Origin of the sequence: Pantoea sp. A4 (assembly GCF_000295955.2) — a bacterium.
In the GTDB taxonomy this organism is placed as follows: domain Bacteria; phylum Pseudomonadota; class Gammaproteobacteria; order Enterobacterales; family Enterobacteriaceae; genus Pantoea; species Pantoea multigeneris.
Map to the genome: position 1 here is coordinate 35,930 of NZ_ALXE01000002.1, position 24,731 is coordinate 60,660.

23 protein-coding genes are annotated in these 24,731 nt (G+C 54.0%); 20 read left to right on the plus strand and 3 right to left on the minus strand.

Going from position 1 to position 24,731, the window contains the following annotated elements; all coding sequences use genetic code 11:
• The first annotated feature begins 10 nt into the window (after positions 1–10).
• From relA to queE, 5 genes are all read left to right on the plus strand, one after another.
• Positions 11–2,245 carry a GTP diphosphokinase gene (relA, locus tag B880_RS0100890; RefSeq protein ID WP_017345500.1) on the plus strand — a complete coding sequence of 745 codons (2,235 nt, stop codon included), beginning with the start codon at positions 11–13 and terminating at the stop codon, positions 2,243–2,245.
• A 325-nt stretch (positions 2,246–2,570) separates the two neighbouring features.
• Positions 2,571–3,359: a nucleoside triphosphate pyrophosphohydrolase gene (gene mazG / locus B880_RS0100895; protein ID WP_017345501.1), complete on the plus strand. Its 789-nt coding sequence runs from the start codon at positions 2,571–2,573 to the stop codon at positions 3,357–3,359.
• Positions 3,360–3,594: 235 nt separating this feature from the next.
• A complete protein-coding gene (gene pyrG / locus B880_RS0100900; RefSeq protein ID WP_017345502.1) occupies positions 3,595–5,232 on the plus strand; it encodes a glutamine hydrolyzing CTP synthase in 1,638 nt (545 codons plus the stop codon).
• Between the two features lie 74 nt (positions 5,233–5,306).
• Positions 5,307–6,605: a phosphopyruvate hydratase gene (eno, locus tag B880_RS0100905; RefSeq protein ID WP_017345503.1), complete on the plus strand. Its 1,299-nt coding sequence runs from the start codon at positions 5,307–5,309 to the stop codon at positions 6,603–6,605.
• 124 nt (positions 6,606–6,729) lie between these two features.
• Positions 6,730–7,401, plus strand: coding sequence for a 7-carboxy-7-deazaguanine synthase QueE (gene queE, locus B880_RS0100910; protein WP_017345504.1), 672 nt, complete (start codon positions 6,730–6,732; stop codon positions 7,399–7,401).
• 45 nt (positions 7,402–7,446) lie between these two features.
• Here the strand turns inward: queE and queD are convergent, their stop codons facing one another.
• Complete coding sequence (gene queD / locus B880_RS0100915; RefSeq protein WP_017345505.1) at positions 7,447–7,809, minus strand: 6-carboxytetrahydropterin synthase QueD; 363 nt, start codon at positions 7,807–7,809, stop codon at positions 7,447–7,449.
• Positions 7,810–8,107: 298 nt separating this feature from the next.
• On the opposite strand from queD, the gene cysJ reads away from it, so the two are divergent.
• From cysJ to B880_RS0100930, 3 genes are read left to right on the plus strand one after another with little or no spacing between them, the layout of a single operon-like run.
• Positions 8,108–9,913 (plus strand): NADPH-dependent assimilatory sulfite reductase flavoprotein subunit, encoded by a 1,806-nt coding sequence (cysJ, locus tag B880_RS0100920; protein WP_017345506.1) that lies wholly within the window; start codon positions 8,108–8,110, stop codon positions 9,911–9,913.
• Complete coding sequence (cysI, locus tag B880_RS0100925; RefSeq protein WP_017345507.1) at positions 9,913–11,637, plus strand: assimilatory sulfite reductase (NADPH) hemoprotein subunit; 1,725 nt, start codon at positions 9,913–9,915, stop codon at positions 11,635–11,637. Before cysJ ends, cysI begins: the two co-directional genes overlap by 1 nt.
• Positions 11,634–12,368, plus strand: a complete 735-nt coding sequence (locus tag B880_RS0100930) for a phosphoadenylyl-sulfate reductase (protein ID WP_017345508.1) — start codon at positions 11,634–11,636, stop codon at positions 12,366–12,368. The genes cysI and B880_RS0100930 overlap by 4 nt, the downstream gene beginning before the upstream one ends.
• Before the next feature lie 648 nt (positions 12,369–13,016).
• Here the strand turns inward: B880_RS0100930 and B880_RS0100935 are convergent.
• Complete coding sequence (locus B880_RS0100935) at positions 13,017–13,301, minus strand: YciI family protein (protein ID WP_017345509.1); 285 nt, start codon at positions 13,299–13,301, stop codon at positions 13,017–13,019.
• A 9-nt stretch (positions 13,302–13,310) separates the two neighbouring features.
• Positions 13,311–14,327: an aminopeptidase gene (locus B880_RS0100940; protein ID WP_017345510.1), complete on the minus strand. Its 1,017-nt coding sequence runs from the start codon at positions 14,325–14,327 to the stop codon at positions 13,311–13,313.
• Between the two features lie 249 nt (positions 14,328–14,576).
• Here B880_RS0100940 and cysG point away from each other — a divergent pair, with 249 nt between their 5' ends.
• The 12 genes from cysG (at position 14,577) to nlpD (ending at position 24,712) form a co-directional block, all read left to right on the plus strand.
• A complete protein-coding gene (cysG, locus tag B880_RS0100945) occupies positions 14,577–15,992 on the plus strand; it encodes a siroheme synthase CysG (RefSeq protein ID WP_017345511.1) in 1,416 nt (471 codons plus the stop codon).
• Between the two features lie 9 nt (positions 15,993–16,001).
• Positions 16,002–16,910, plus strand: a complete 909-nt coding sequence (cysD, locus tag B880_RS0100950; RefSeq protein ID WP_017345512.1) for a sulfate adenylyltransferase subunit CysD — start codon at positions 16,002–16,004, stop codon at positions 16,908–16,910.
• Between the two features lie 10 nt (positions 16,911–16,920).
• Positions 16,921–18,348, plus strand: coding sequence for a sulfate adenylyltransferase subunit CysN (cysN, locus tag B880_RS0100955; RefSeq protein WP_017345513.1), 1,428 nt, complete (start codon positions 16,921–16,923; stop codon positions 18,346–18,348).
• Entirely contained in the window at positions 18,348–18,953 is a 606-nt protein-coding gene (gene cysC / locus B880_RS0100960; RefSeq protein WP_017345514.1) for an adenylyl-sulfate kinase, read from the plus strand. The genes cysN and cysC overlap by 1 nt, the downstream gene beginning before the upstream one ends.
• 54 nt (positions 18,954–19,007) lie before the next feature.
• Positions 19,008–19,328, plus strand: a complete 321-nt coding sequence (locus B880_RS0100965) for a DUF3561 family protein (RefSeq protein ID WP_017345515.1) — start codon at positions 19,008–19,010, stop codon at positions 19,326–19,328.
• Between the two features lie 157 nt (positions 19,329–19,485).
• The gene (gene ftsB, locus B880_RS0100975) at positions 19,486–19,803 is read left to right on the plus strand and encodes a cell division protein FtsB (protein WP_017345517.1); all 318 of its coding nucleotides are present in this window, start codon (positions 19,486–19,488) and stop codon (positions 19,801–19,803) included.
• A 4-nt stretch (positions 19,804–19,807) separates the two neighbouring features.
• Positions 19,808–20,524, plus strand: a complete 717-nt coding sequence (ispD, locus tag B880_RS0100980; RefSeq protein ID WP_026042343.1) for a 2-C-methyl-D-erythritol 4-phosphate cytidylyltransferase — start codon at positions 19,808–19,810, stop codon at positions 20,522–20,524.
• Positions 20,524–21,006 (plus strand): 2-C-methyl-D-erythritol 2,4-cyclodiphosphate synthase, encoded by a 483-nt coding sequence (ispF, locus tag B880_RS0100985; RefSeq protein WP_017345519.1) that lies wholly within the window; start codon positions 20,524–20,526, stop codon positions 21,004–21,006. Before ispD ends, ispF begins: the two co-directional genes overlap by 1 nt.
• Complete coding sequence (truD, locus tag B880_RS0100990) at positions 21,006–22,043, plus strand: tRNA pseudouridine(13) synthase TruD (protein ID WP_026042344.1); 1,038 nt, start codon at positions 21,006–21,008, stop codon at positions 22,041–22,043. Before ispF ends, truD begins: the two co-directional genes overlap by 1 nt.
• Positions 22,024–22,785 (plus strand): 5'/3'-nucleotidase SurE, encoded by a 762-nt coding sequence (surE, locus tag B880_RS0100995; protein ID WP_017345521.1) that lies wholly within the window; start codon positions 22,024–22,026, stop codon positions 22,783–22,785. Before truD ends, surE begins: the two co-directional genes overlap by 20 nt.
• On the plus strand, positions 22,779–23,405 hold the full coding sequence (locus B880_RS0101000; RefSeq protein ID WP_017345522.1) for a protein-L-isoaspartate(D-aspartate) O-methyltransferase: 627 nt from the start codon (positions 22,779–22,781) through the stop codon (positions 23,403–23,405). Before surE ends, B880_RS0101000 begins: the two co-directional genes overlap by 7 nt.
• 164 nt (positions 23,406–23,569) lie before the next feature.
• Entirely contained in the window at positions 23,570–24,712 is a 1,143-nt protein-coding gene (gene nlpD, locus B880_RS0101005; RefSeq protein WP_026042345.1) for a murein hydrolase activator NlpD, read from the plus strand.
• Positions 24,713–24,731 lie beyond the last annotated feature (19 nt).

Sequence of the window (24,731 nt, forward strand, 5' to 3'; positions counted from 1 at the left end):
AGGAGAGGATATGGTTGCGGTCAGAAGTTCGCATTTAAATACGGCAGGGGAGTTTGCCCTGGAGCAGTGGATCGACAGCCTTGGCATTGCGAACCCGCAAACCTGTCAAAGCCTGGCCGATACCTGGCGTTATTGCGAAGCAGAAACCCACGGTCATCCCGATCAGTCCCTGCTACTCTGGCGTGGCATTGAGATGGTCGAGATCCTCTCGATGTTGAGCATGGATCTCGATAGCCTGCGTGCCGCGTTGATCTTCCCGCTGGCGAGTGCCGAAGTCCTGAGCGAAGAAGATCTGGAAAAAACCGTTGGCAAAGGCATCGTGTTGCTGGTGCATGGCGTCCGCGATATGGATGCTATCCGGCAGCTGAAAGCCATTCATAACGACTCAATGGCCTCCGAGCAGGTCGATAACGTGCGCCGTATGCTGCTGGCCATGGTGGAAGATTTCCGCTGCGTGGTCATCAAGCTGGCTGAGCGTATCGCGAATCTGCGAGAAATGAAGGATGCGCCGGAAGATGAACGCGTGCTGGCGGCGAAAGAGAGCACCAATATTTATGCGCCGCTGGCCAACCGTTTAGGTATCGGTCAACTCAAATGGGAACTGGAAGATTACTGCTTCCGTTACCTCCATCCGGATGAATACAAACGCATCGCCAAGCTGTTGCACGAAAGACGTATCGATCGTGAGCAGTATATCGATGACTTCGTGGGCAATTTGCGTAAAGAGATGGGTAAGGAAGGGGTTCGTGCTGAAGTGTATGGCCGCCCGAAACATATCTATAGCATCTGGCGCAAAATGCAGAAAAAGTCGCTGGCGTTTGATGAACTGTTTGATGTGCGAGCCGTGCGTATTGTCGCCGAGCGTTTGCAGGATTGCTACGGCGCTTTAGGCATTGTGCATACGCTTTATCGTCACCTGCCCAGTGAGTTTGATGACTATGTTGCCAATCCGAAACCCAATGGCTACCAGTCTATCCATACGGTGGTGCTGGGGCCAAAAGGCAAGACGGTAGAGATCCAGATCCGTACCCGGCAGATGCACGAAGACGCCGAGCTGGGTGTTGCTGCCCACTGGAAATATAAAGAAGGCCCGGGCACCGGCAACTCGCGGGGTGCCGCTGGCCATGAAGAGCGTATTGCCTGGTTACGTAAGCTGATCACCTGGCAGGAAGAGATGTCGGATTCTGGCGAGATGCTGGAAGAAGTGCGCAGTCAGGTCTTTGACGATCGGGTTTACGTGTTTACGCCAAAAGGGGATGTGGTGGATCTGCCAGCAGGCTCGACGCCGTTGGATTTCGCTTATCACATTCACAGTGATATTGGGCATCGTTGCATTGGGGCCAAAATCAGCGGCCGCATTGTGCCGTTTACCTATCAGTTGCAGATGGGCGATCAGATTGAAGTGATCACCCAGAAGCAGCCAAACCCAAGCCGCGACTGGCTCAATCCGAACCTTGGCTATATCACCACCAGCCGTGGGCGCTCCAAGATTCACGCCTGGTTCCGTAAGCAGGATCGCGATAAAAACATTCTGGCCGGACGGCAGATCTTTGATAATGAGCTGAATCAGCTGGATATTAGCCAGCGTGAAGCTGAGAAGGTGTTGCTGCCGCGCTACAACGTGAGTTCCCTTGAGGAACTGCTGGCCATGATTGGCGGCGGCGATGTGCGCCTCAATCAGATGGTTAACTTCCTGCAAGGCAAACTCAATAAGCCGAGTGCTGAAGAGGAAGATCGTGAAGCCCTGCGCCAGCTGACGCAGAAAAGCTTTGCACCGCAGCCGTCTCGTAAAGAGAGTGGCCGGGTGGTGGTTGAGGGCGTGGGCAATCTGATGCACCATATTGCTCGCTGCTGCCAGCCCATTCCCGGTGATGACATCGTTGGTTTTATTACCCACGGGCGCGGTATTTCCATCCACCGTGCCGATTGCGACCAGTTATCCGAGCTGATTGCCCACGCGCCAGAGCGCATTGTCGATGCAGTCTGGGGCGAGAGTTATTCCAGCGGCTATTCGCTGGTGGTCCGCGTGACCGCCAACGATCGTAGTGGTTTGTTGCGTGATATCACCACCATTCTCGCCAATGAGAAGGTCAATGTGCTGGGCGTTTCCAGCCGTAGTGATACCAAAAAGCAGCTGGCGACCATTGATATGGATATTGAGATTTATAATCAGCAGGTGCTGGGACGTGTGCTGTCACGCCTGAATCAGGTGCCGGATATTATCGACGCCCGCCGTTTGCACTGAGTACGGGTACGTCACTTCTTTCAGGCAAGATTACATCGCTGTGGTTTGGGTGGTCAGGTCAGATAATGGGGGATATGACTGCTCGGAAAGATTGCTCCTGCCGATCGGGCCCTACGTCCATGTAGGGCACGCACTCGCTATGATATCCCCCGTTATCATCCCGGCAAGCAGCAGTGTTGCTGCCGGAAGCCCGTGCGGTTTTAAATTTGGGCGCTTTTACTTGATCAGGCAAATCAGCCCTGTGGATTTCGGTGGCAGAGGGGTGGAATTGCTGTTGGTTCGGTAGGTACAATCGGACCTTTGCTGAAAAGCCACAAGGACCGCCATGACTGCCCTAAACCGCCTGCTCGATATCATGAAAACCCTGCGCGACCCGCAGAGGGGCTGCCCGTGGGATCGTGAACAGACCTTTGCTTCTATTGCTCCTTACACCCTCGAAGAGACCTATGAAGTGCTGGATGCTATTCAGCGCGAAGACTTTGTCGACCTGCGGGGGGAACTGGGCGATCTGTTATTCCAGGTGGTGTTTTACGCGCAAATGGCCGAAGAGGAGCAGCGATTCAACTTTGATGACATCTGCAACGCCATCAGCGATAAGCTGGAGCGTCGCCACCCGCACATCTTCGCGGACGCTCAGGTTGAAAACAGCGCAGAAGTCCTGAAAAACTGGGAAGCCATCAAAACGGCAGAGCGAGCGGATAAAGCCCAACACTCGGCGCTGGACGACATTCCTAAAGCGTTGCCAGCCCTGATGCGCGCACACAAAATCCAGAAGCGCTGCCACAATGTTGGCTTTGACTGGACTACCCTCGGCCCGGTAGTGGATAAGGTGCATGAAGAAATTGACGAAGTCATGCACGAAGCGCAGCAGTCAGTGATTGACCCGGTAAAACTGGAAGAAGAGATCGGCGATCTGCTGTTTGCCACCGTTAATCTCTCCCGCCATCTGGGCAGTAAAGCCGAAACCGCCCTGCAAAAAGCCAATGATAAATTCGAACGCCGTTTCCGCCAGGTTGAAGCGATCATCACGGCTCAAGGCCTCAGTATGCCAGGTGCGACGCTGGAGCAAATGGAAGCCGCATGGCAGCAGGTTAAAGCGCAGGAAAAGGGCTAATCAGCTGATTATTCCAGCGCTGATTATAATTGCATCAATTGAGCTTACTCGATTCAGCCTAACTGCACTTTTGTGACCTGCATCAACATTTCATTAACCGTGATCCGCTATGTTGGCTACCTACTGCGTGGAGGATTACGGTGATTGATCATTTGTGGCTGAGAGGGGTTTCCGGTATACTGCTTTCCCGTCCTGGTTATTCTACCGTCTTTAAACCTAAACTCTCAGGTTCAGCATGACAACGAACTATATTTTTGTGACCGGTGGGGTCGTATCCTCTCTGGGTAAAGGCATTGCCGCAGCCTCCCTCGCAGCTATTCTTGAAGCACGTGGTCTGAATGTGACCATCATGAAACTCGATCCGTACATCAACGTCGATCCGGGTACCATGAGCCCAACCCAGCACGGTGAAGTTTTCGTGACCGATGACGGGGCCGAAACTGACCTGGACCTGGGTCACTATGAGCGCTTCATCCGTACTAAAATGTCGCGCCGTAACAACTTCACGACCGGCCGTATCTACTCTGAAGTTCTGCGCAAAGAGCGTCGCGGTGACTATCTGGGTGCGACCATTCAGGTCATTCCGCACATCACTAATGCGATCAAAGAGCGCATTATTGAGGGCGGTGAAGGCCATGACGTGGTGCTGGTCGAAATTGGCGGCACCGTGGGTGACATCGAATCTCTGCCGTTCCTCGAAGCCATTCGCCAGATGGCGGTTGACGTGGGTCGTGAGCACACCATGTACATGCACCTGACGCTGGTTCCATACATGGCAGCGGCGGGTGAAGTGAAGACCAAACCAACGCAACACTCAGTGAAAGAGCTGCTGTCGATCGGTATCCAGCCAGATGTGCTGATCTGCCGTTCAGATCGCGCTGTGCCGGCTAACGAACGTGCGAAAATCGCGCTGTTCTGTAACGTGCCAGAGAAAGCTGTTATCTCCCTGAAAGATGTCGACTCCATCTACAAAATCCCGGGCCTGTTGAAATCACAGGGTCTGGATGACTACATCTGCAAGCGTTTCAACCTGTCTGCACCAGAAGCCAACCTGGCGGAATGGGAACAGGTTATCTACGAAGAAGCGAACCCAGGCGGCGAAGTCACCATTGGTATGGTGGGTAAATACGTCGAACTGCCAGATGCTTACAAATCAGTGATTGAAGCACTGAAGCACGGCGGCCTGAAAAATCGCGTGACCGTCAACATCAAGCTGATCGATTCACAGGATGTTGAAACCCGTGGTGTAGAAATTCTGAAAGATCTGGATGCTATTCTGATCCCAGGCGGTTTCGGCTATCGTGGCGTAGAAGGCAAAATGTTGACCGCGCAGTTTGCGCGTGAGAACAAAATTCCTTACCTGGGCATCTGTCTGGGAATGCAGGTTGCGTTGATGGAATTTGCCCGCAACGTGGCAGGCATGGAAGGTGCGAACTCCACGGAATTCGTACCAGATTGTAAGTACCCGGTGGTTGCGCTAATCACCGAATGGCGTGATGAAGAGGGTAACGTTGAACAGCGCTCTGAGCAGAGCGATCTGGGCGGCACCATGCGTCTGGGTAGCCAGCAGTGTCAGCTGACCCCAGAAAGCAAAGTGCGCCAGCTCTACGGTTCTGACGTGATTACCGAACGCCATCGCCATCGCTATGAAGTTAACAATATGCTGCTGAAGCCAATTGAAGCAGCGGGACTGCATATCGCAGGTCGTTCTGGTGACGATCAACTGGTCGAGATCATTGAGATCCCTGATCACCCTTGGTTTGTTGCTTGTCAGTTCCACCCGGAATTCACCTCGACCCCGCGTGATGGGCATCCGTTGTTTGCTGGCTTTGTTAAAGCGGCACATGAACATCAGAAGCGTTTAGCGAAGTAAGTTTCACGAACAACGCGCGAATTTTCGCGCGTTGTTTGTCTTAGGATTGACTAACTTGTTCTGAGGAAAATCGAATGTCCAAAATCGTTAAAGTCATTGGTCGCGAAATTATCGACTCTCGTGGTAACCCGACTGTAGAAGCTGAAGTTCACCTGGAAGGCGGTTTTGTCGGCCTGGCTGCGGCCCCATCAGGTGCTTCTACCGGTTCACGTGAAGCTCTGGAACTGCGCGATGGTGACAAATCTCGTTTCCTGGGCAAAGGCGTAACCAAAGCCGTTGCTGCTGTTAACGGTCCTATCGCACAGGCGCTGGTGGGCAAAGATGCCAAAGACCAGGCCAATGTCGATAAAGTGATGATCGATCTCGACGGTACTGAGAACAAATCCAACTTCGGCGCTAACGCCATTCTGGCGGTATCTCTGGCTGCTGCTAAAGCGGCTGCTGCCTCTAAAGGCCTGCCACTGTATGCGCACATCGCAGAACTGAACGGTACTCCAGGCAAATATTCTATGCCACTGCCAATGATGAACATCATCAATGGTGGTGAGCACGCCGACAACAACGTCGACATCCAGGAATTTATGATTCAGCCTGTTGGCGCGAAGAACGTGAAAGAAGCCATCCGTATGGGTTCTGAAGTGTTCCACCACCTGGCTAAAGTGCTGAAGGCGAAAGGCCTGAACACTGCAGTAGGTGATGAAGGCGGTTACGCACCAAACCTGGGTTCTAACGCTGAAGCACTGGCTGTTATCGCTGAAGCGGTAAAAGCAGCGGGCTACGAACTGGGCAAAGACATCACTCTGGCGATGGACTGTGCAGCTTCTGAATTCTACAAAGACGGCAAATATGTGCTGGCTGGCGAAGGCAACAAAGCGTTCACCTCTGAAGAGTTCACCCACTTCCTGGAAGAGCTGACCAAACAGTACCCAATCGTCTCTATCGAAGACGGTCTGGATGAGTCTGACTGGGCGGGCTTCGCGTACCAGACCAAAGTACTGGGCGACAAAATCCAGCTGGTTGGTGATGACCTGTTCGTGACCAACACCAAAATCCTGAAAGAAGGTATCGAGAAAGGCATCGCTAACTCTATCCTGATCAAATTCAACCAGATCGGTTCTCTGACCGAAACCCTGGCTGCAATCAAGATGGCAAAAGATGCAGGCTACACCGCGGTGATTTCACACCGTTCAGGTGAAACCGAAGATGCCACTATCGCTGACCTGGCGGTAGGTACTGCAGCAGGCCAGATCAAAACCGGTTCAATGAGCCGTTCTGACCGTGTTGCTAAGTACAACCAGCTGATCCGTATCGAAGAAGCGCTGGGCAATGCCGCGCCATTCAACGGTCTGAAAGAAGTGAAAGGCCAGGCGTAATCGTCTGGCTTTCTGAAAAAAGCCCCGCCATCGTGCGGGGCTTTTGCTTTTCTGGTGTTCAGGTGTTGTTGTCTGGCGCAGATCTGCCATAATCAGCGCCCTGTTTTACACTAACGAGTAACAAATGTACTACCCGATTAATGAGATGTTCCAGACATTGCAGGGAGAAGGCCTGTATACCGGCGTTCCGGCAATATTTATCCGACTGCAGGGATGCCCGGTGGGTTGCAGCTGGTGTGATACGAAACATACCTGGGATAAGCTGGCCGATCGGGAGACATCGCTCGGTGATATCGTGATTAAAACTCAGGAGAGTGATGCCTGGGGAAATGCCGACGAAGCGATGCTGCGTAAGGTTATTGCCGATAAAGGCTGGACGGCCCGGCACGTGGTGATCACGGGCGGTGAACCCTGCATTTACGACCTGCGCCCGTTAACGGAAGCGCTGGAAGCCGCAGGATTTGATTGCCAGATTGAAACCAGCGGCACGCATGAGGTGCGCTGTAGCGAAAAGACCTGGGTAACGGTGTCACCCAAGGTCAATATGCGCGGCGGCTATGATGTGTTGCATCAGGCGCTGGTCAGGGCCGATGAGGTGAAGCATCCGGTGGCCCGCCAGCGTGATGTGGATGCGCTGGATGGATTGCTGGCAACGTTAAGTGACGTGAAGCCACGGATTATTGCCCTGCAACCCATCAGCCAGAAAGCTGATGCCACCGAACTGTGCATTAATACCTGCATAGCGCGCAACTGGCGGCTTTCGTTACAGACACATAAGTATCTGAATATCGCCTGATGGCTAAGCGGGCCGACAGAAGAGGCCCGCTTTCTTGCCACACACTTACTCGCCGCGATAGACACAGCCAGCAGTACAGGTTTCTTTCACCATCACTGCGCTAAGTTCGGGCAGCTTTGGCTTCATCTCATCCCAAATCCACTTTGCCAGCACTTCGCTGGTAGGGTTTTCCAGACCTGGAATTTCATTGAGATAGTTATGATCGAGGCGATCATAGATCGGCATAAATGCCGCTTTCAGTTCGGCAAAATCCATTACCCAACCGGTATACGCATCCACTTCACCGGTAATTTCCAGTCGTACTAAAAAGGAGTGACCATGCAGGCGACCGCACTTATGCCCCTCAGGGACATGCGGCAGGTGATGGGCGGCTTCAAACTGGAATTCTTTAAACAACGTGGTAGACATAATGGTTCTCTAACGGGTTAACGGTGAGAATTCTACCTGAAATGGTAATTTTTCCCAGCCTGGTCGCACGAATGCGCCATTTTTCTGCCTTTGGTGGAGCCTCAGATGATTAACTCAATGATTTAAAATGCTTTTGTTTACCACTTTTTCTGGTTGGTTAAATCCATAAAACCATTAAGTCATTTTGGTTATTTTATATATCGAAGCTTTATTTAGTCGTTAATATAGTGCCCGGTAACCTACCCACATTCTGCCGTTGTTCACGGCGCTGATCACAGCTACTGGATATCTTAACGCGATGACGACTCAGGCTCCTTCAGGTTCAATTCTTCCGCTGACGCCCGATCAACTTGCTCGTTTGCAAACAGCAACCACGGACTTCTCACCTACGCAACTGGCATGGCTCTCTGGCTATTTCTGGGGCATGGTCAACAATGTACCTGGTGCCGCTGTGGCAGCAGCACCGGCCCAGGCGGAAGCGCCTTCTGTCACTTTGATCTCCGCCTCTCAGACCGGCAATGCACGCCGTCTGGCAGAGCAATTACGTGATGATTTGCTGGCGGCAAAACTGAATGTGAACCTCGTCAACGCAGGTGACTATAAATTCAAGCAGATTGGTCAGGAAAAACTGCTGGTGGTCGTGACCTCAACGCAGGGGGAGGGCGAGCCACCAGAAGAAGCCGTGGCACTGCATAAATTCCTGATGGGGAAAAAGGCACCGCAGCTGAAAGACGCGGCGTTTGCAGTGTTTGGCCTCGGTGATACCTCCTATGAATTCTTCAGCCAGGCAGGCAAAGACTTCGATAAGCGTCTGGAAGAGCTGGGCGCAGCCCGCTTGCTGGATCGCGTTGATGCTGACGTTGAGTACGCACAACAGGCCACTGACTGGCGCAGTGCGCTGGTTGAGATCCTGAAACAACGCGTCCCCGCCCAGTCAGCGGCTTCCGCAGCGGTAACCGCGACGGGTGCGGTGAATGAGGTTTTCTCTAGCCCTTACACCAAAGAAGCGCCATTAACTGCCGCTTTTGCGGTTAATCAAAAAATTACCGGACGTGGTTCAGATAAAGACGTGCGCCACATCGAAATCGATCTCGGCGACTCTGGCCTGCGTTATCAGCCTGGTGATGCGCTGGGCGTGTGGTATGAGAATGATGCGGAGCTGGTCAGCGAACTGTTGGCGCAGGTCTGGCTGAAAGGTGATGAACAGGTTGAAGTGCAGGGCAACACGCTGCCACTGGCAGAAGCCCTGCAAAAACACTTTGAGCTGACGGTGAATACACCGCAAATCGTCGCGCAGTACGCCACGCTTTCGCGCAACGAAGCTTTACTGGCTCTGGTGGATGATAAAGCGGCGCTGCAAAACTTTGCCCAGAACGTTCCGATCATCGAGATGGTTCGTCAGGCACCGATTGAACTCAATGTGGAGCAACTGACTGGCCTGCTGCGTCCACTGACGCCGCGCCTCTATTCCATCGCTTCTTCACAGGCGGAGAACGAAAACGAAGTGCATATCACCGTGGGTGCTGTGCGCTATGAAATTGATGGCCGTGCGCGCGGCGGCGGTGCCTCTACCTGGCTGGCCGATCGCATCGAGGAAGATGGCGAGATTCGTATCTTCATCGAACACAACGACAACTTCCGTCTGCCGGCTAACCCGGAAACGCCGGTGATTATGATTGGCCCTGGCACCGGCATTGCCCCGTTCCGCTCGTTCATTCAACAGCGTGATAACGACGGTGCAGGCGGCAAAAACTGGCTGTTCTTTGGCAACCCGCACTTTACTGAAGATTTCCTGTATCAGGTTGAGTGGCAGAAATATGTCAAAGATGGCCTGTTAACAAACATCGATCTTGCCTGGTCGCGCGATCAGCAAGAGAAGATTTACGTACAAGATAAAATCCGCGCTAAAGGGGCGGAAGTGTGGCGCTGGATCGCAGAAGGCGCACACCTTTATGTCTGCGGCGACGCCAATCGCATGGCGAAAGACGTTGAGCAGGCTTTGCTGGATGTGGTGGTCGAACACGGCGGAATGGATCGTGAAACGGCCGATGAATTTTTAAGTGAGCTGCGCGTTGAGCGCCGTTATCAGCGAGACGTTTACTGATGAGCGAAAAACACCCCGGACCTCTGGTCGTAGAAGGTAAGTTAGTGGACGCCGAGCGTCTGAAAAAGCAGAGTAACTACCTGCGCGGCACGATTAAAGAAGATCTGGAAGAGGGACTGACCGGTGGTTTTTCCGGTGATAACTTCTTGCTGATCCGCTTCCATGGCATGTATCAGCAAGATGATCGTGATATCCGTGCTGAACGTGCAGCGCAGAAGCTGGAGCCGCGTCACGCCATGATGCTGCGCTGTCGTCTGCCTGGTGGCATTATCAAGCCATACCAGTGGCTGGCGATTGATAAATTTGCCACCGAGAAGACTATTTACGGCAGCATCCGTTTGACGAACCGTCAGACTTTCCAGTTCCACGGCATTCTGAAGAAGAACGTCAAACCTACGCATCAGATGCTGCATGAAGTCGGTCTGGACGCACTGGCTACCGCCAATGACGTAAACCGTAACGTGCTCTGTACCTCTAACCCGGTAGAGTCTGAGCTGCATCAGGAAGCGTACGAGTGGGCGAAAAAACTGTCTGAGCACCTGCTGCCGCAGACGCGCGCCTATGCAGAAATCTGGTGGGATCAGGAGAAAGTCGAGACCACCGATGTCGAACCGATTTTGGGTGAGACTTATCTGCCGCGTAAGTTTAAAACCACGGTGGTGATCCCACCGAACAATGATGTCGATCTGCACGCCAACGATCTGAACTTCATTGCGGTGGCTGAGAAGGGCAAGCTGATTGGCTTTAACCTGCTGGTGGGCGGTGGCTTGTCTATCGATCACGGCAACAAGGCGACTTACGCCCGTACCGCCAGTGAAATTGGCTTCCTGCCACTGGACAAGACTCTGGATGTGGCGGCGGCAGTGGTTACCACTCAGCGTGACTGGGGCAACCGTACCGATCGTAAAAATGCCAAAACCAAGTACACCATTGAACGCGTCGGCCCGGATGTGTTTAAGGCAGAGGTGGAGAAGCGCGCAGGTCTGACGTTTGAGCCAATCCGTCCTTATGAATTCACCAGCCGTGGTGACAATATCGGCTGGCTGAAAGGCATTGATAACAAGTGGCATTTGACGCTGTTTGTGGAAAATGGCCGTCTGTTGGATTACCCAGGACGTCCGTTGAAAAGTGGTATTGCTGAAATTGCGAAAGTCCACGAAGGTGACTTCCGCCTGACGGCAAACCAGAACCTGATTGTGGCCGGTGTGCCTGAAGCACAGAAAGCACAGATTGAAGCGATTGCACGTGCCCATGGCCTGATGGACAGCGTAACGCCGCAGCGTGAGAATTCGATGGCCTGCGTTGCCTTCCCAACCTGTCCGTTGGCGATGGCAGAAGCAGAGCGTTTCCTGCCTTCGTTTGTCACACGCGTTGAAGAGATCATGCACCGCCACGGTGTGGGCGAAGAGCACATAGTGCTACGTGTTACCGGTTGCCCTAATGGATGTGGCCGTGCTTTGCTGGCGGAGATTGGTTTAGTCGGTAAAGCGCCAGGCCGTTACAACCTGCACCTTGGGGGTAACCGGATGGGAACGCGTATCCCGCGTATGTACCGCGAAAACATCACGGAAACTGAAATCCTCGCCAGTATTGATGAGCTGGTTGGCCGTTGGGCGTCAGAACGCCACGCCGATGAAGGTTTTGGTGACTTTGTTATCCGCGTTGGGGTCGTCAAGCCGGTTCTGGATCCGGCGCGGGACTTTTGGGATCAGGAGGCATCATGAGTCAGTTTGACATTGCAGCACTGAATGCGCTGAGCAAAGAGGATCGCAGCCAGGCGCTGGCGGAAACCAATGCACAGCTGGAACAGCTTTCCGCTGAACAGCGGGTGAGCTGGGCGCTGGAACAGTTGCCGGGCGCTTTTGTCCTCTCATCCAGCTTTGGTATTCAGGCGGCGGTGTCGCTGCACCTGGTCACGCGTCAGCAGCCGGATATTCCGGTGATTCTGACCGATACCGGTTATCTGTTCCCGGAAACCTATCGTTTCATCGATCAACTGACCGAACAGCTTAATCTCAACCTGCAGGTGTTCCGTGCGGACACCTCACCGGCCTGGCAGGAAGCGCGCTACGGCAAACTGTGGGAGCAGGGGGTTGAGGGCATTGAGCAGTATAATCAGTTGAATAAAGTTGAGCCGATGAACCGGGCGCTGGAGACTCTGGGCGCACAAACCTGGTTTGCTGGGTTACGTCGCGATCAGTCGGGTAGCCGGGCACAATTGCCGGTGTTAGGTGTTCAGCGCGGTGTGTTTAAGATTCTGCCGATCATCGACTGGGACAACCGTCAGGTGTATCAATATCTGAAGGCGAATAACCTGAAATATCACCCGCTGTGGGATGAAGGTTATCTCTCGGTGGGGGATACCCACACCACGCGCAAGTGGGAGCCGGGCATGGTAGAAGAAGAGACGCGTTTCTTCGGCCTGAAGCGCGAGTGCGGTTTGCACGAAGGTTAAGCGTCTGCTTCGATTGATGGAAACCCCGACTCTGTTCGGGGTTTTTTGTTGTTACTGGCGGTGATGATCAAGCCGCTAAAGGTCGTGTAGTCAGGTCAGGCAATGGGGGATATGACTGCTCGGAAAGATTGCTCCTGCCGATCTGGCCCGACGTCCATGTCGGGCAAGCACTCGCTATCATATCCCCCAGTGCCTTCCCCGCAGGCAGCAACGCGGCTGCCAGAAGTCCGTGCGGTTTCTGGGTTAGCGCTTTATCTGCAATCCACACGTTTCTCGTCTTTCAGACAAAACAGTGATACGGATTTCGGTGGCAGAGGGGGATTGGCGTGGAGCCTGTCGGAACCCAACCCCCTCTGACAGGCCGATGTATCTCGGGTCGGCAGACTGTTGTGTTGGTGTTGCTGGCAGCAATGCGGCGGTCAGATATCCGTGCGGTTTGTGGGTTAGCGCTTTATCTGCAAGCCACACGTTTCTCGTCTTTCAGACAAAACAGTGATACGGATTTCGGTGGCAGAGGGGGATTGGCGTGGAGCCTGTCGGAACTCAACCCCCCTCTGACAGGCCGATGTATCTCGGGTCGGCAGACAGTTGTGTTGGTGTTGCTGGCAGCAATGCGGCTGCCAGCAGTCCGTGCGATGGATGACCCGATTAAATTCCTTTCAGGCCAGAGAACTGCTCGGCGGCGCGTGTCACGTTGACCTTCGTCACGTCATAGTTTGCCACTTCCACAAACGGGTCCTCTGCCAGAATGGCGGCCAGGCGGGTGCGTGGCATGTCCCGGAGCATAATCATTCCTCCGGTACGCGGATCTTTGCGCCCGGCGGCAATAATATCCCCGCTGTCGAAATAACGGTTCAGCCACTCAATGTGGGGAGCCAGTAAAGCTTCGACATCTTCAACTGGGCGGAAGTAGTTCAAATACACCACGTACATATAGATTCCTTAACGTTGCGGATTAGCCAGTTCTTGCAGCAAAGGCAGGAGGATATTAACGCTCTCACGGCTGCGCAGCGCAATGCGTCCGGGCAGCCAGCGATCGATATATTGCAAGTTATCCAGATCGGTCTGGTGTCGGGTTTCCCCTTCAGGGAAATGGCGGCTACGGCTGCGCTGCTGCATGCCGTTATGCTGGCCAAGTTTCCAGTTGCTGGCCGTGACATCAAGCAAAGGGAACCCCGCTTGATCAAAAGCATTATGCCCCGCAAAGTCATTACTGGTTAATACCCGGCTGGCTGCCGGAATATTAAGCCTGTGCGCCAGGCGCACGGCACGTTCGCTGGTCTGCTTACGCACGGCAACGGGCGTATGTTGCCCGCTGTTAAAATAGAGGGAGTCGCCCGTGATCAGACTGTTCAGGTCAATCACTAACAGCGTATTTTTCTTCTCAACAGGACTCATGCGCTGCAGGTAATCATCCACACCATGCAGATTGTTCTGTGCGGCACTGAGTGCGACAAAACGAATACCATAATGCAGTGGACTATGGCTAAGTTTCTCAGCCAGCTCCAGCATTACGCCAAGGCCAGAAGCATTATCATCAACGCCCTGTAAACGCAGGCCACCCAAATTATTATCGATATCTTTGCTGCTGGCGGGGGTCCAGGTATCCAGATGGGCGATGACCAGAATCTCTTGCGGCACTTCACCTGCACGCGCGGCAATTACTGATGTCGCAGTCACTTTACGCGGGTGCTGCTGCCCACGTTCATCCTGCCATTCATAGCCGGTATTGAACTGACGGGTGTTGCTTTGGTAGCCAAAACTGCTGAACTGTTGTTGCAGATAATCTGCGGCCATTAATTCGGCGGGCGAACCGCTCATGCGACCGGGGAAGAGCGTCGCGATATGGCGAATTTGTTGTTCGGCAAACTGGCCTGGCGTAGAGACAGATGCCGAAGCCTGAAAGGTAAGACCGCTGACCAGTGCGCAAAGCGCGGCCCGGCGGAGAAAGGCAAACATGGGGTTATCCTTGTAAAACACCTGAACACAGGCGGCGGAAAAAACGCAGCCAGTATGAAACTGTGAAGCAAATTAGACAATTTAGAAAACGCTGAAACACCAGCAATATCATTCGTTAAGCACTATTTGTTCGTAACTTAGCAGTGGCGTTATTCCATTCAGTAACAACTCATTCCAATAAGTAATTTCATCTGCCAGAACCAGGGGACGTATAGTCGCGTTAATCATTAGCATAGTACTAAGGTTCACGTGGATTATCTGCCCTTATTCGCCGATCTCAAAGGCCGCCCGGTGCTCGTCGTCGGTGGTGGTGATATCGCTGCCCGCAAAATAGAACTGCTGCATCGCGCTGGCGCGCAGGTGCAGATTGCCGCACGTGAATTGTGCGAAGAACTGCAAGCTCAACGAGATGCACAACAGGTTGAGTGGATCGCGACATCATTCGAACCGGCCCAGCTCGATAAAGTCTTTCTGGTGATTGCTGCCACCGATGATAACGCCCTGAACAGCCAGGTGTTCGACGAGGCCAATGCCCGTTTTCGTCTGGTAAACGTGGTGGATGATCAGCCGAAGTGTTCGTTTATCTTTCCTTCTATTGTTGATCGCTCCCCGTTAGTGGTGGCGATCTCCTCCAGTGGCACGGCACCGGTACTGGCTCGTCTGCTGCGGGAAAAAATTGAAACCCTGTTACCCGCCACGCTAGGGCAGATGGCTCAGGTGGCTGGAGAGTGGCGCGGCAAGGTTAAACAGCGCTTTGCTGAAATGAGCGACCGCCGCCGCTTCTGGGAACGGGCGTTTAATGGTCTGTTCGCCAGCCAGATGGCCGCCGGTAACGTGACAGCGGCACGTGAAACGCTGGATCGTGAACTCACCACTGAAGAAAACCGTCAGGGTGAAGTGATTCTGGTAGGTGCCGGGCCTGGCGATAGCGGCCTCCTCACACTGCGTGGCCTTCAGGTGATGCAACTGGCGGATGTGGTGCTGTATGACCATCTGGTCAGTGATGAAGTGCTGGAGCTGGTGCGGCGTGATGCTGACCGTATCTGCGTGGGCAAACGTGCTGGCGCACACTCCGTTTCGCAGGAAGAGACTAACCAGCTATTGGTCAAACTGGCGCTGGAAGGGAAACGCGTGGTGCGTCTGAAAGGTGGCGATCCGTTTATCTTTGGTCGTGGTGGTGAGGAACTTCAGGCTGCCCGCGCCGCAGGTATTCCGTTCCAGGTGGTGCCGGGTATCACCGCGGCCTCCGGGGCGACGGCTTATGCCGGTATTCCACTGACGCACCGCGACTACGCGCAGAGCGCACTGTTTATTACTGGTCATCTGCGCAGCGACAGCGCAGGGATCGACTGGCCTTCATTGGCGCGAGCACGACAAACGCTGGCGATCTACATGGGCACGGTCAAAGCGGCGGAAATCAGCGCCGGATTAATTCAGCACGGTCGAGACCCGCACACGCCAGTGGCGGTGATCGGGCGCGGAACGCGTCAGGATCAGCAGGTACTCACCGGCACATTAGAACAACTGGAAGCACTGGCTGCCGTTGCGCCCACCCCGGCCCTTTTGGTGATCGGTGAAGTGGTGAATCTGCATGAGCAGTTAGCCTGGTTTCAACATTCGGCACAGCAGGGGGCTCGCGAGTCCGCCGTTGTCAATCTGGCTTGAGGAAATATCATGGACCAAAAAAGACTCACTCATCTGCGTCAGCTGGAAGCTGAAAGCATCCATATCATCCGCGAAGTGGCGGCGGAGTTCAGCAATCCGGTAATGATGTACTCTATCGGTAAAGACTCTTCGGTGATGCTGCATCTGGCGCGTAAAGCGTTCTATCCAGGCACGCTGCCATTCCCGCTGCTGCACGTGGACACCGGCTGGAAATTCCGTGAGATGTATGAGTTCCGCGACCGCACAGTGAAACAGATTGGTGCAGAGTTGCTGGTCCACCGTAATCCGGAAGGTGTTGCAATGGGCATCAGCCCGTTTGTGCACGGCAGTGCTAAGCACACCGACATCATGAAAACCGAAGGGTTGAAGCAGGCGCTGAACAAATACGGTTTTGATGCCGCGTTTGGTGGTGCCCGTCGTGATGAAGAGAAATCACGAGCCAAAGAGCGTATTTACTCGTTCCGTGACCGCTTCCACCGCTGGGACCCAAAAAATCAGCGTCCTGAGCTGTGGCACAACTACAACGGCCAGATCAATAAAGGCGAAAGCATCCGCGTATTCCCGCTCTCCAACTGGACGGAGCTGGACATCTGGCAGTACATCTTCCTGGAAAATATCGAAATCGTCCCACTTTACCTGGCCGCACCGCGTCCGGTGCTGGAACGTGATGGCATGTTGATGATGATTGATGACGATCGTATCGACCTGCAGCCCGGTGAAAAAATTGAAGAGCGCATGGTGCGTTTCCGTACCCTTGGCTGCTGGCCATTAACCGGTGCCGTGGAGTCAGAAGCCCAGACGCTGCCGGAAATTATTGAAGAGATGCTGGTCTCCACTACCAGTGAACGTCAGGGCCGCGTGATAGATCGCGATCAGGCCGGATCAATGGAAATGAAAAAACGTCAGGGTTATTTCTGAGGAGCGCCAGATGAATACTGTAATTGCACAACAAATTGCCGACCAGGGTGGCGTAGAAGCCTGGTTGACCGCACAACAGCACAAAAGCCTGCTGCGCTTCCTCACCTGTGGCAGCGTGGATGATGGGAAAAGTACCCTGATTGGTCGTTTGCTGCATGACACGCGTCAGATTTATGAAGATCAGCTCTCCTCGCTGCACAACGACAGCAAGCGTCACGGCACGCAAGGTGAGAAGCTGGATCTGGCGTTGCTGGTGGATGGCCTGCAGGCCGAGCGTGAGCAGGGCATCACCATTGATGTTGCTTACCGCTATTTCTCTACCGAAAAACGCAAATTTATCATCGCAGATACCCCAGGACACGAGCAGTACACGCGAAACATGGCGACCGGGGCTTCGACCTGTGATTTGGCTATTTTACTGATCGATGCGCGTAAAGGCGTGCTGGATCAGACACGTCGTCACAGCTTCATCTCAACGCTGCTGGGGATTAAAAACCTGGTGGTCGCGATCAACAAAATGGATCTGGTCGACTACAAGCAGGACGTGTTTGAGCAGATCAAACAGAGCTATCTCGATTTTGCCGAGCAGCTGCCGCAGGATCTGGATATTCGTTTTGTCCCGATGTCGGCGCTGGAAGGGGATAACGTGGCTAGCCCGAGCCAGACTATGCCGTGGTACAGCGGCCCAACGCTGCTCGATGTGCTGGAAACCGTGGAAATCAAACGTGTGGTTGAACACCAGCCAATGCGCTTCCCGGTACAGTACGTGAATCGCCCTAACCTGGATTTCCGTGGTTATGCTGGCACGCTGGCATCCGGTGTGGTTAGCGTAGGACAGCGTGTAAAAGTTCTGCCTTCTGGCGTGGAATCTAACATCGCACGGATTGTGACTTTTGATGGCGATTTGCAACAGGCGGGTGCGGGCGAAGCCATTACCCTGGTACTAACCGATGAAGTCGATATTAGCCGTGGCGATCTGCTGGTTGCGGCAGATGCCGAACTGCAAGCCGTGCAGTCCGCCACCGTCGACGTGGTGTGGATGGCAGAGCAGGCGTTGCAGCCTGGTCAGAGCTATGACGTGAAAATCGCAGGGAAAAAATCCCGTGCACGCGTTGAAAAAGTGATTCATCAGGTTGAGATCAACAGCCTGGAAAAACGCAGCGCGGATCAACTGCCGTTGAACGGTATCGGCTTGGTTGAACTGACTTTTGATGAACCGATGGTGTTGGATAGCTATCAGCAAAACCCAGTGACCGGCGGCATGATCTTTATCGATCGCCTGAGTAACGTCACGGTAGGCGCCGGGCTAATCAATCAGCCGCTGACTAACCAGCTACAGCAGCAGGGCCAGTTTAGTGCCTTCGAGCTGGAACTGAATGCGCTGGTGCGCCGCCACTTCCCACACTGGAACGCGCGTGACCTGTTAGGGGGCAACTAATGGCGCAACACGATGAGAACGTGGTATGGCATGACCATCCCGTTACGCGTGAGGCCAGAGAGCAGCAGCACGGCCATCAAGGGGTCGTGCTGTGGTTTACCGGGCTTTCGGGCTCGGGTAAATCAACCGTTGCTGGCGCGCTGGAGCAGGCTCTTCACGCTGCGGGTGTCAGTACCTATCTGCTGGATGGTGATAACGTACGTCATGGCTTGTGTCGCGATCTCGGCTTCAGTGATGACGATCGTAAAGAGAACATCCGCCGGGTGGGTGAAGTCGCAAAACTGATGGTGGATGCCGGGTTAGTGGTGTTGACCGCGTTTATCTCTCCCCATCGTGCTGAGCGCCAGATGGTGCGTGAGCAGCTAGGTGAAGGCCAGTTTATTGAAGTGTTTGTCGATACGCCGCTAGCGATTTGTGAAGCGCGCGATCCCAAGGGGCTGTATAAAAAAGCCCGTGCCGGTGAACTGCGCAATTTCACCGGAATCGACAGCGCGTATGAAGCGCCAGAAGCCCCAGAAATTCAGCTGGATGGCGAACAATTGGTTACAAAACTGACCCGCCAATTATTAGACCTCCTGCGTCACCGCGATATCATCAGATCCTGAACAGACTGCGGCAAATCCAGTTGATTTGCCGCCCTCAGCGTCAACAGGATTTCTATGCAGAACGTTACCCCAATGCTGGCTCGCAAAGACGACCGCTCCCAGGATGAGTCTCGCTCCTCCCTGCCCGGAGGCGTGATTGGCTTTCTCTCTTACTGGTGTGCGTTAGCAATTCCCTTCCTGCTGTACGGTTCAAACACGCTGTTCTTCTTCCTCTATACCTGGCCGTTCTTCCTCGCGCTGCTGCCTGTCTCGGTCTTGATCGGCATCGCCTGTAGTATGTTCCTGCGTGGCCATCTGTTTTGGACGGCAATTGCAACGGCAATCATCGTTGTCTGCCTGTTCTGGCTCCTGTTCTCTTTCCTCTCCGGATGGTGATGGGGTGATGACCAAACGCATCGGGCAGTTACAAAACTTTACCCGAAGCGGCGCGGTTTTTTTGCGCATACAGTTGTCCTTTGCCACCATTTCTTCCGCTGCTGTGGAGTCTTCTGCAAAGTTATGGGATGATTGAGCGGTTTTTCAGGGGGCGGGAATGGGAAAACTGACGTTACTGCTACTGGTGCTGCTTGGCTGGCTTCAGTATTCATTATGGCTGGGCAAAAACGGTATTCACGACTACACGCGCGTCGATCAGGACGTTGCGGTACAACAGGCGAATAACGCCAAATTAAAAGCGCGTAACGATCAACTGTTCGCTGAAATTGACGATCTTAACGGTGGGTCAGAGGCGATCGAAGAGCGCGCGCGTAACGAGCTGGGTATGATCAGACCCGGTGAAACTTTCTATCGCCTCGTGCCTGACCAGAATCAACGCAATGCGCAACAAGCTGCGCAAAATCAGCCACGATAACTCCATGAATAACCTCGTATCCTCTGCGGATGTGGTCGCCGTTGTCCCGGCGGCCGGTATCGGCAGCCGTATGCAATCGGCTTGCCCTAAGCAATATCTGACTATTGGTCAACACACCATTCTGGAACACAGCATTGCCTGTCTGTTCCGCCATCCTGCGGTGAGCCGGGTGGTTGTCGCCTTAAGCCCGGAAGATACGCAATTTACTCAGTTGCCAGTGGCTCAGGACCCCCGTATTACTGTGGTCACAGGCGGTGATTCGCGAGCAACGTCGGTGCTGGCAGGGCTGCGCGCTATCCAGCATGCTCACTGGGTATTGGTGCATGATGCCGCACGTCCGTGCCTGCATCCGGAAGATTTACACGCGCTGCTTGCGCTGCGTGAGCAGAGCAAAGTGGGCGGGATTCTGGCAGCCCCCGTCCGTGACACCATGAAACGCGGCGAACCGGGCCAGGCTGCCATTGCCCACACGGTCGATCGCGAACAGTTGTGGCACGCACTGACGCCGCAGCTATTTCCCCATCAGCTTCTGCTGACTTCCCTTGAGCGCGCATTGCAAGAGGGGGCTAACGTCACCGACGAAGCTTCCGCGCTTGAGTACTGCGGTTATCATCCGGCGTTGATTGCCGGTCGCAGCGACAACATCAAAGTCACCCGCCCGGAAGACCTCGCGTTGGCGGCATTCTATCTATCTCAGATTCAGTTAAAGGAGAGCGCATAATGCGTATTGGCCACGGTTTTGACGTGCATGCTTTTGGCGGGGAAGGCCCATTGGTGATTGGTGGCGTTCGGATTCCCTTTGACCAGGGGTTTATTGCCCATTCGGATGGCGATGTTGCGCTGCACGCGCTGACAGATGCGCTGTTAGGGGCCGTGGCCATGGGTGATATTGGCAAGCTCTTCCCGGACACCGATCCCGCTTATAAGGGGGCTGATAGCCGTGGTTTGCTGCGCGAAGCCTGGCGTCGTATTGAGCAGAAAGGGTATCGCGTCGGGAATGTCGATGTCACGCTAATCGCTCAGGCACCAAAGATGTTGCCACATGTGCCGCAGATGCGCGTCAACATCGCTGAAGATTTGGGCTGCCATATGGACCAGGTCAACGTCAAAGCCACCACCACAGAGAAACTGGGGTTCACTGGACGTGGTGAAGGGATTGCCTGCGAGGCTGTCGCACTGTTATTTAAGGTTGATGAGGCATGATACCGTTGCATTACCTGCATGGACAGCCTGGCGCGACTGGCGTACTGAAAAGTGCACCGGAAGATTTTGTGGTGATAGAAGATCTGGGGTATGCCCCGGATGGTGAAGGTGAGCAGCTGCTGGTTCGCATTCGCAAAACCGGCAATAACACCCGCTTTGTGGCTGAGGCATTGGCAAAGTATTTGCGTGTTTCTGCGCGTGAGCTGAGCTACGCCGGGATGAAAGACCGGCATGCCGTCACGGAGCAAACGCTTTGCTTCCGCGTCCCCGGCAATGGGATGCCGAATTTGACCGGATTCGCCCTGGAAGGGGTCGAAATTTTGCAGGTGATTCGTCACAAACGTAAAATTCGTATCGGTGCGCTGGCGGGGAATCATTTTCGGATAGTGATCCGCCATATATCCGGGCAGGATGAAGTCACACAACGACTTGAACTTATTCGCCAGAGTGGTGTGCCAAACTATTTTGGTGAACAACGCTTTGGCCGCGACGGCAATAATCTGTCACTGGTGCGCCAATGGGCCGAGGGTCAGTTCCAGCCGCGCGATCGTAATAAAAAAGGCTTGTTGCTCTCAACGGCCCGCAGTGCCTTGTTTAACCAGGCGAGCAGTGCCAGGCTGCAACATTATGGGCCAGAGCGGGTGCTGGCCGGTGATGCAGTACAACTGGCTGGACGCGGCAGCTGGTTTGTCGCACAGCCTGATGAGCTAGCAGAGGTACAGGCGCGGGTTGAGCAACAGGAATTGCGCATCACGGCTCCGCTGCCGGGCAAAGGCGAGTGGGGAACGACCGGGGCAGTATTGCAGTTTGAGCAGCAGACCCTGGCAGACAGTGACGAATTGATTAAGCTTTTGGAACGTGAGCGGGTTGATGCTGCTCGTCGGGCTATGTTGGTGGTGCCGCGTGATATGGAGTGGCAGTGGTTGGATGCTTCTACTCTGTCACTACAGTTCTGGCTACCTGCCGGTAGTTTTGCTACCAGCGTAGTGCGTGAAATTGTTCAACATGTGGGTAACGATGCGGATATTACTGAGTAACGACGATGGTATTCATGCACCTGGGATTCAGGTGTTAGCACAGGCACTACGCACGTTTGCGGAAGTGCAGGTTGTTGCTCCCGATCGTAATCGCAGTGGTGCCTCGAACTCATTGACGTTAGAGACGCCATTACGCACCTTTACCCATGAAAATGGCGATATAGCGGTACAGATGGGAACGCCCACTGACTGCGTTTATCTTGGCGTTAATGCCTTGATGCAGCCACGCCCTGACATCGTGGTGTCAGGCATCAACGCGGGACCTAATCTCGGTGATGATGTCATCTATTCCGGCACGGTGGCTGCGGCTATGGAAGGGCGTCATCTTGGTTTGCCCGCGCTGGCGGTTTCCCTGAATGGACATGAGCATTATGCGACGGCGGCTGCGGTAACCTGCACGCTGCTTCGCGCGCTGGTGCACACGCCTTTGCGCACTGGCCGCATTCTCAATATCAACGTGCCCGATTTGCCCCTTGAGAGCATCAAAGGTATTCGCGTGACCCGCTGTGGTAGTCGTCATCCCGCTGACCAGGTGATACGTCAGCAGGACCCTCGTGGTAATACGCTGTATTGGATTGGGCCGCCAGGTAACCAGTTGGATGCAGGACCGGGAACGGATTTTGCCGCCATTGACGAAGGCTATGTCTCGGTTACCGCACTGCATGTGGATCTCACGGCGCATGCTGCCCAGGACAAGCTTGACGCGTGGTTACAGCAATCTGGGGTTGCGCAGACATGGTAAGCAGGCGCGTCGAAACGCTGCTGGCACAACTGCGTTTGCAAGGCATTGAAGATGAAAGCCTGCTAAAAGCGTTGGCGGAAGTGCCTCGTGAGAAATTTATCGACGAAGCCTTTGAGCATAAAGCCTGGGAAAACATCGCGTTGCCGATCGGTTCCGGGCAAACCATTTCTCAGCCTTACATGGTGGCGCGGATGACCTCTTTACTGGAGCTTCATCCCGCGTCACGCGTGCTGGAGATTGGCACCGGCTCCGGTTATCAAACGGCAATCCTGGCTCATCTGGTTGATCATGTGTACTCGGTAGAGCGCATCAAAGGGCTGCAATGGCAAGCCAAGCGGCGGCTCAAGCAGTTAGATCTTCACAATATCTCGACTCGTCATGGCGATGGTTGGCAAGGTTGGGCTTCACGTGGCCCATTTGACGCTATTATTGTCACTGCCGCTCCCCCTGAAATTCCGACTGCACTGATAGCGCAACTGGCTGACAATGGCATCATGGTGCTGCCGGTGGGCGAGGATCAGCAGGTGCTGAAACGCCTGCGTCGGCAGAAGGATGTGCTACTGGAAGAGATAGTCGAACCGGTACGTTTTGTACCTCTGGTTCAGGGTGACTTGGCCTGAATCACTTCGTACTTGTTCACAACTGTCCCATAGCGCCACGTAGTTGATATTGCTACTATCCTTCCATATACATGTAAAACACATATTTTGTGACCTCAGGCAGCGCTTTGTGCTGCCTTGCGGTGCAAATCAGAGTCATCCAGGTGTGTCATCACGGGGGATTAATGAGCACGGGAAGCCCAACATTTCAGTTACGCCGCATTGCGGCGCTTTCTCTGGTAACGCTTTGGCTGGCAGGGTGTAGCTCTGGGGATAATACCCAGGCGCCCATCAGCAGCGTAAATGACAACTCAGGCATGAGCCAGTCAGGTATGCTTTCTGGCAATTCATCCGGCATTCCGCGCCAGGGTGGTGGGATGCTAAGTGGAGGCGTTCCAGCGACCCCTTCCCGAGGCGGAATGCTAAGCGGAACTTCATCTTCCGTACCTGCGCAAGGCGGAATGATTAGCGAAAACAATAATGTGACAACGGAAAATGGTCGAATAGTATACAACCGCAACTATCAGAATATTCCGAAAGGTAGCTATGGCGGCAATACTTATACCGTTCGCCGTGGTGATACCTTGTTCTATATTGCCTGGATTACCGGCAATGATTTCCGCGATCTGGCTCAGCGTAATAACATCTCCGCGCCTTACTCCTTGAATGCCGGGCAGGTTTTGCAGGTTGAAAACGGTGGCGGACAACCGATCACCGGAGGCAATGCCATCACCACCGCAGATGCCCGTCAGCAGGGCGTGACGCCACCGCCTGAAACGACGCAAATTCATACAGCCCCTGTTGCACAGCAACCTGTTATTACGTATTCTGAAGATTCAGATGACACGGGTGGTAGTAAATTGTTGCCATCCCGAGGAGCAAATGTTGCAACGACAACAGCTCCAGTGGTAACCGCACCGCCAACGGCAAGTAGCACAACGGACAGCTCAACCCCAGTGGGTAGCTGGCGCTGGCCAACCGAAGGTAAGATCATCGATAACTTCTCTGCCTCGGAAGGTGGAAACAAAGGGATCGATATTGCGGGTTCACGTGGTCAACCTGTTGTCGCCACCGCATCGGGAAGGGTGGTATATGCAGGTAATGCGCTACGTGGCTACGGTAATCTTATTATCATCAAACATAACGATGATTATCTGAGTGCCTATGCCCACAACGACACGATGCTGGTCCGGGAACAACAGGAAGTTAAAGCGGGTCAAAAGATCGCTACCATGGGTAGCACTGGAACCAGCTCTGTCAGACTGCATTTTGAAATTCGTTACAAGGGGAAATCCGTTAACCCGTTGCGTTATTTACCGCAGCGATAATCCGGCAGAACCAAGTTGT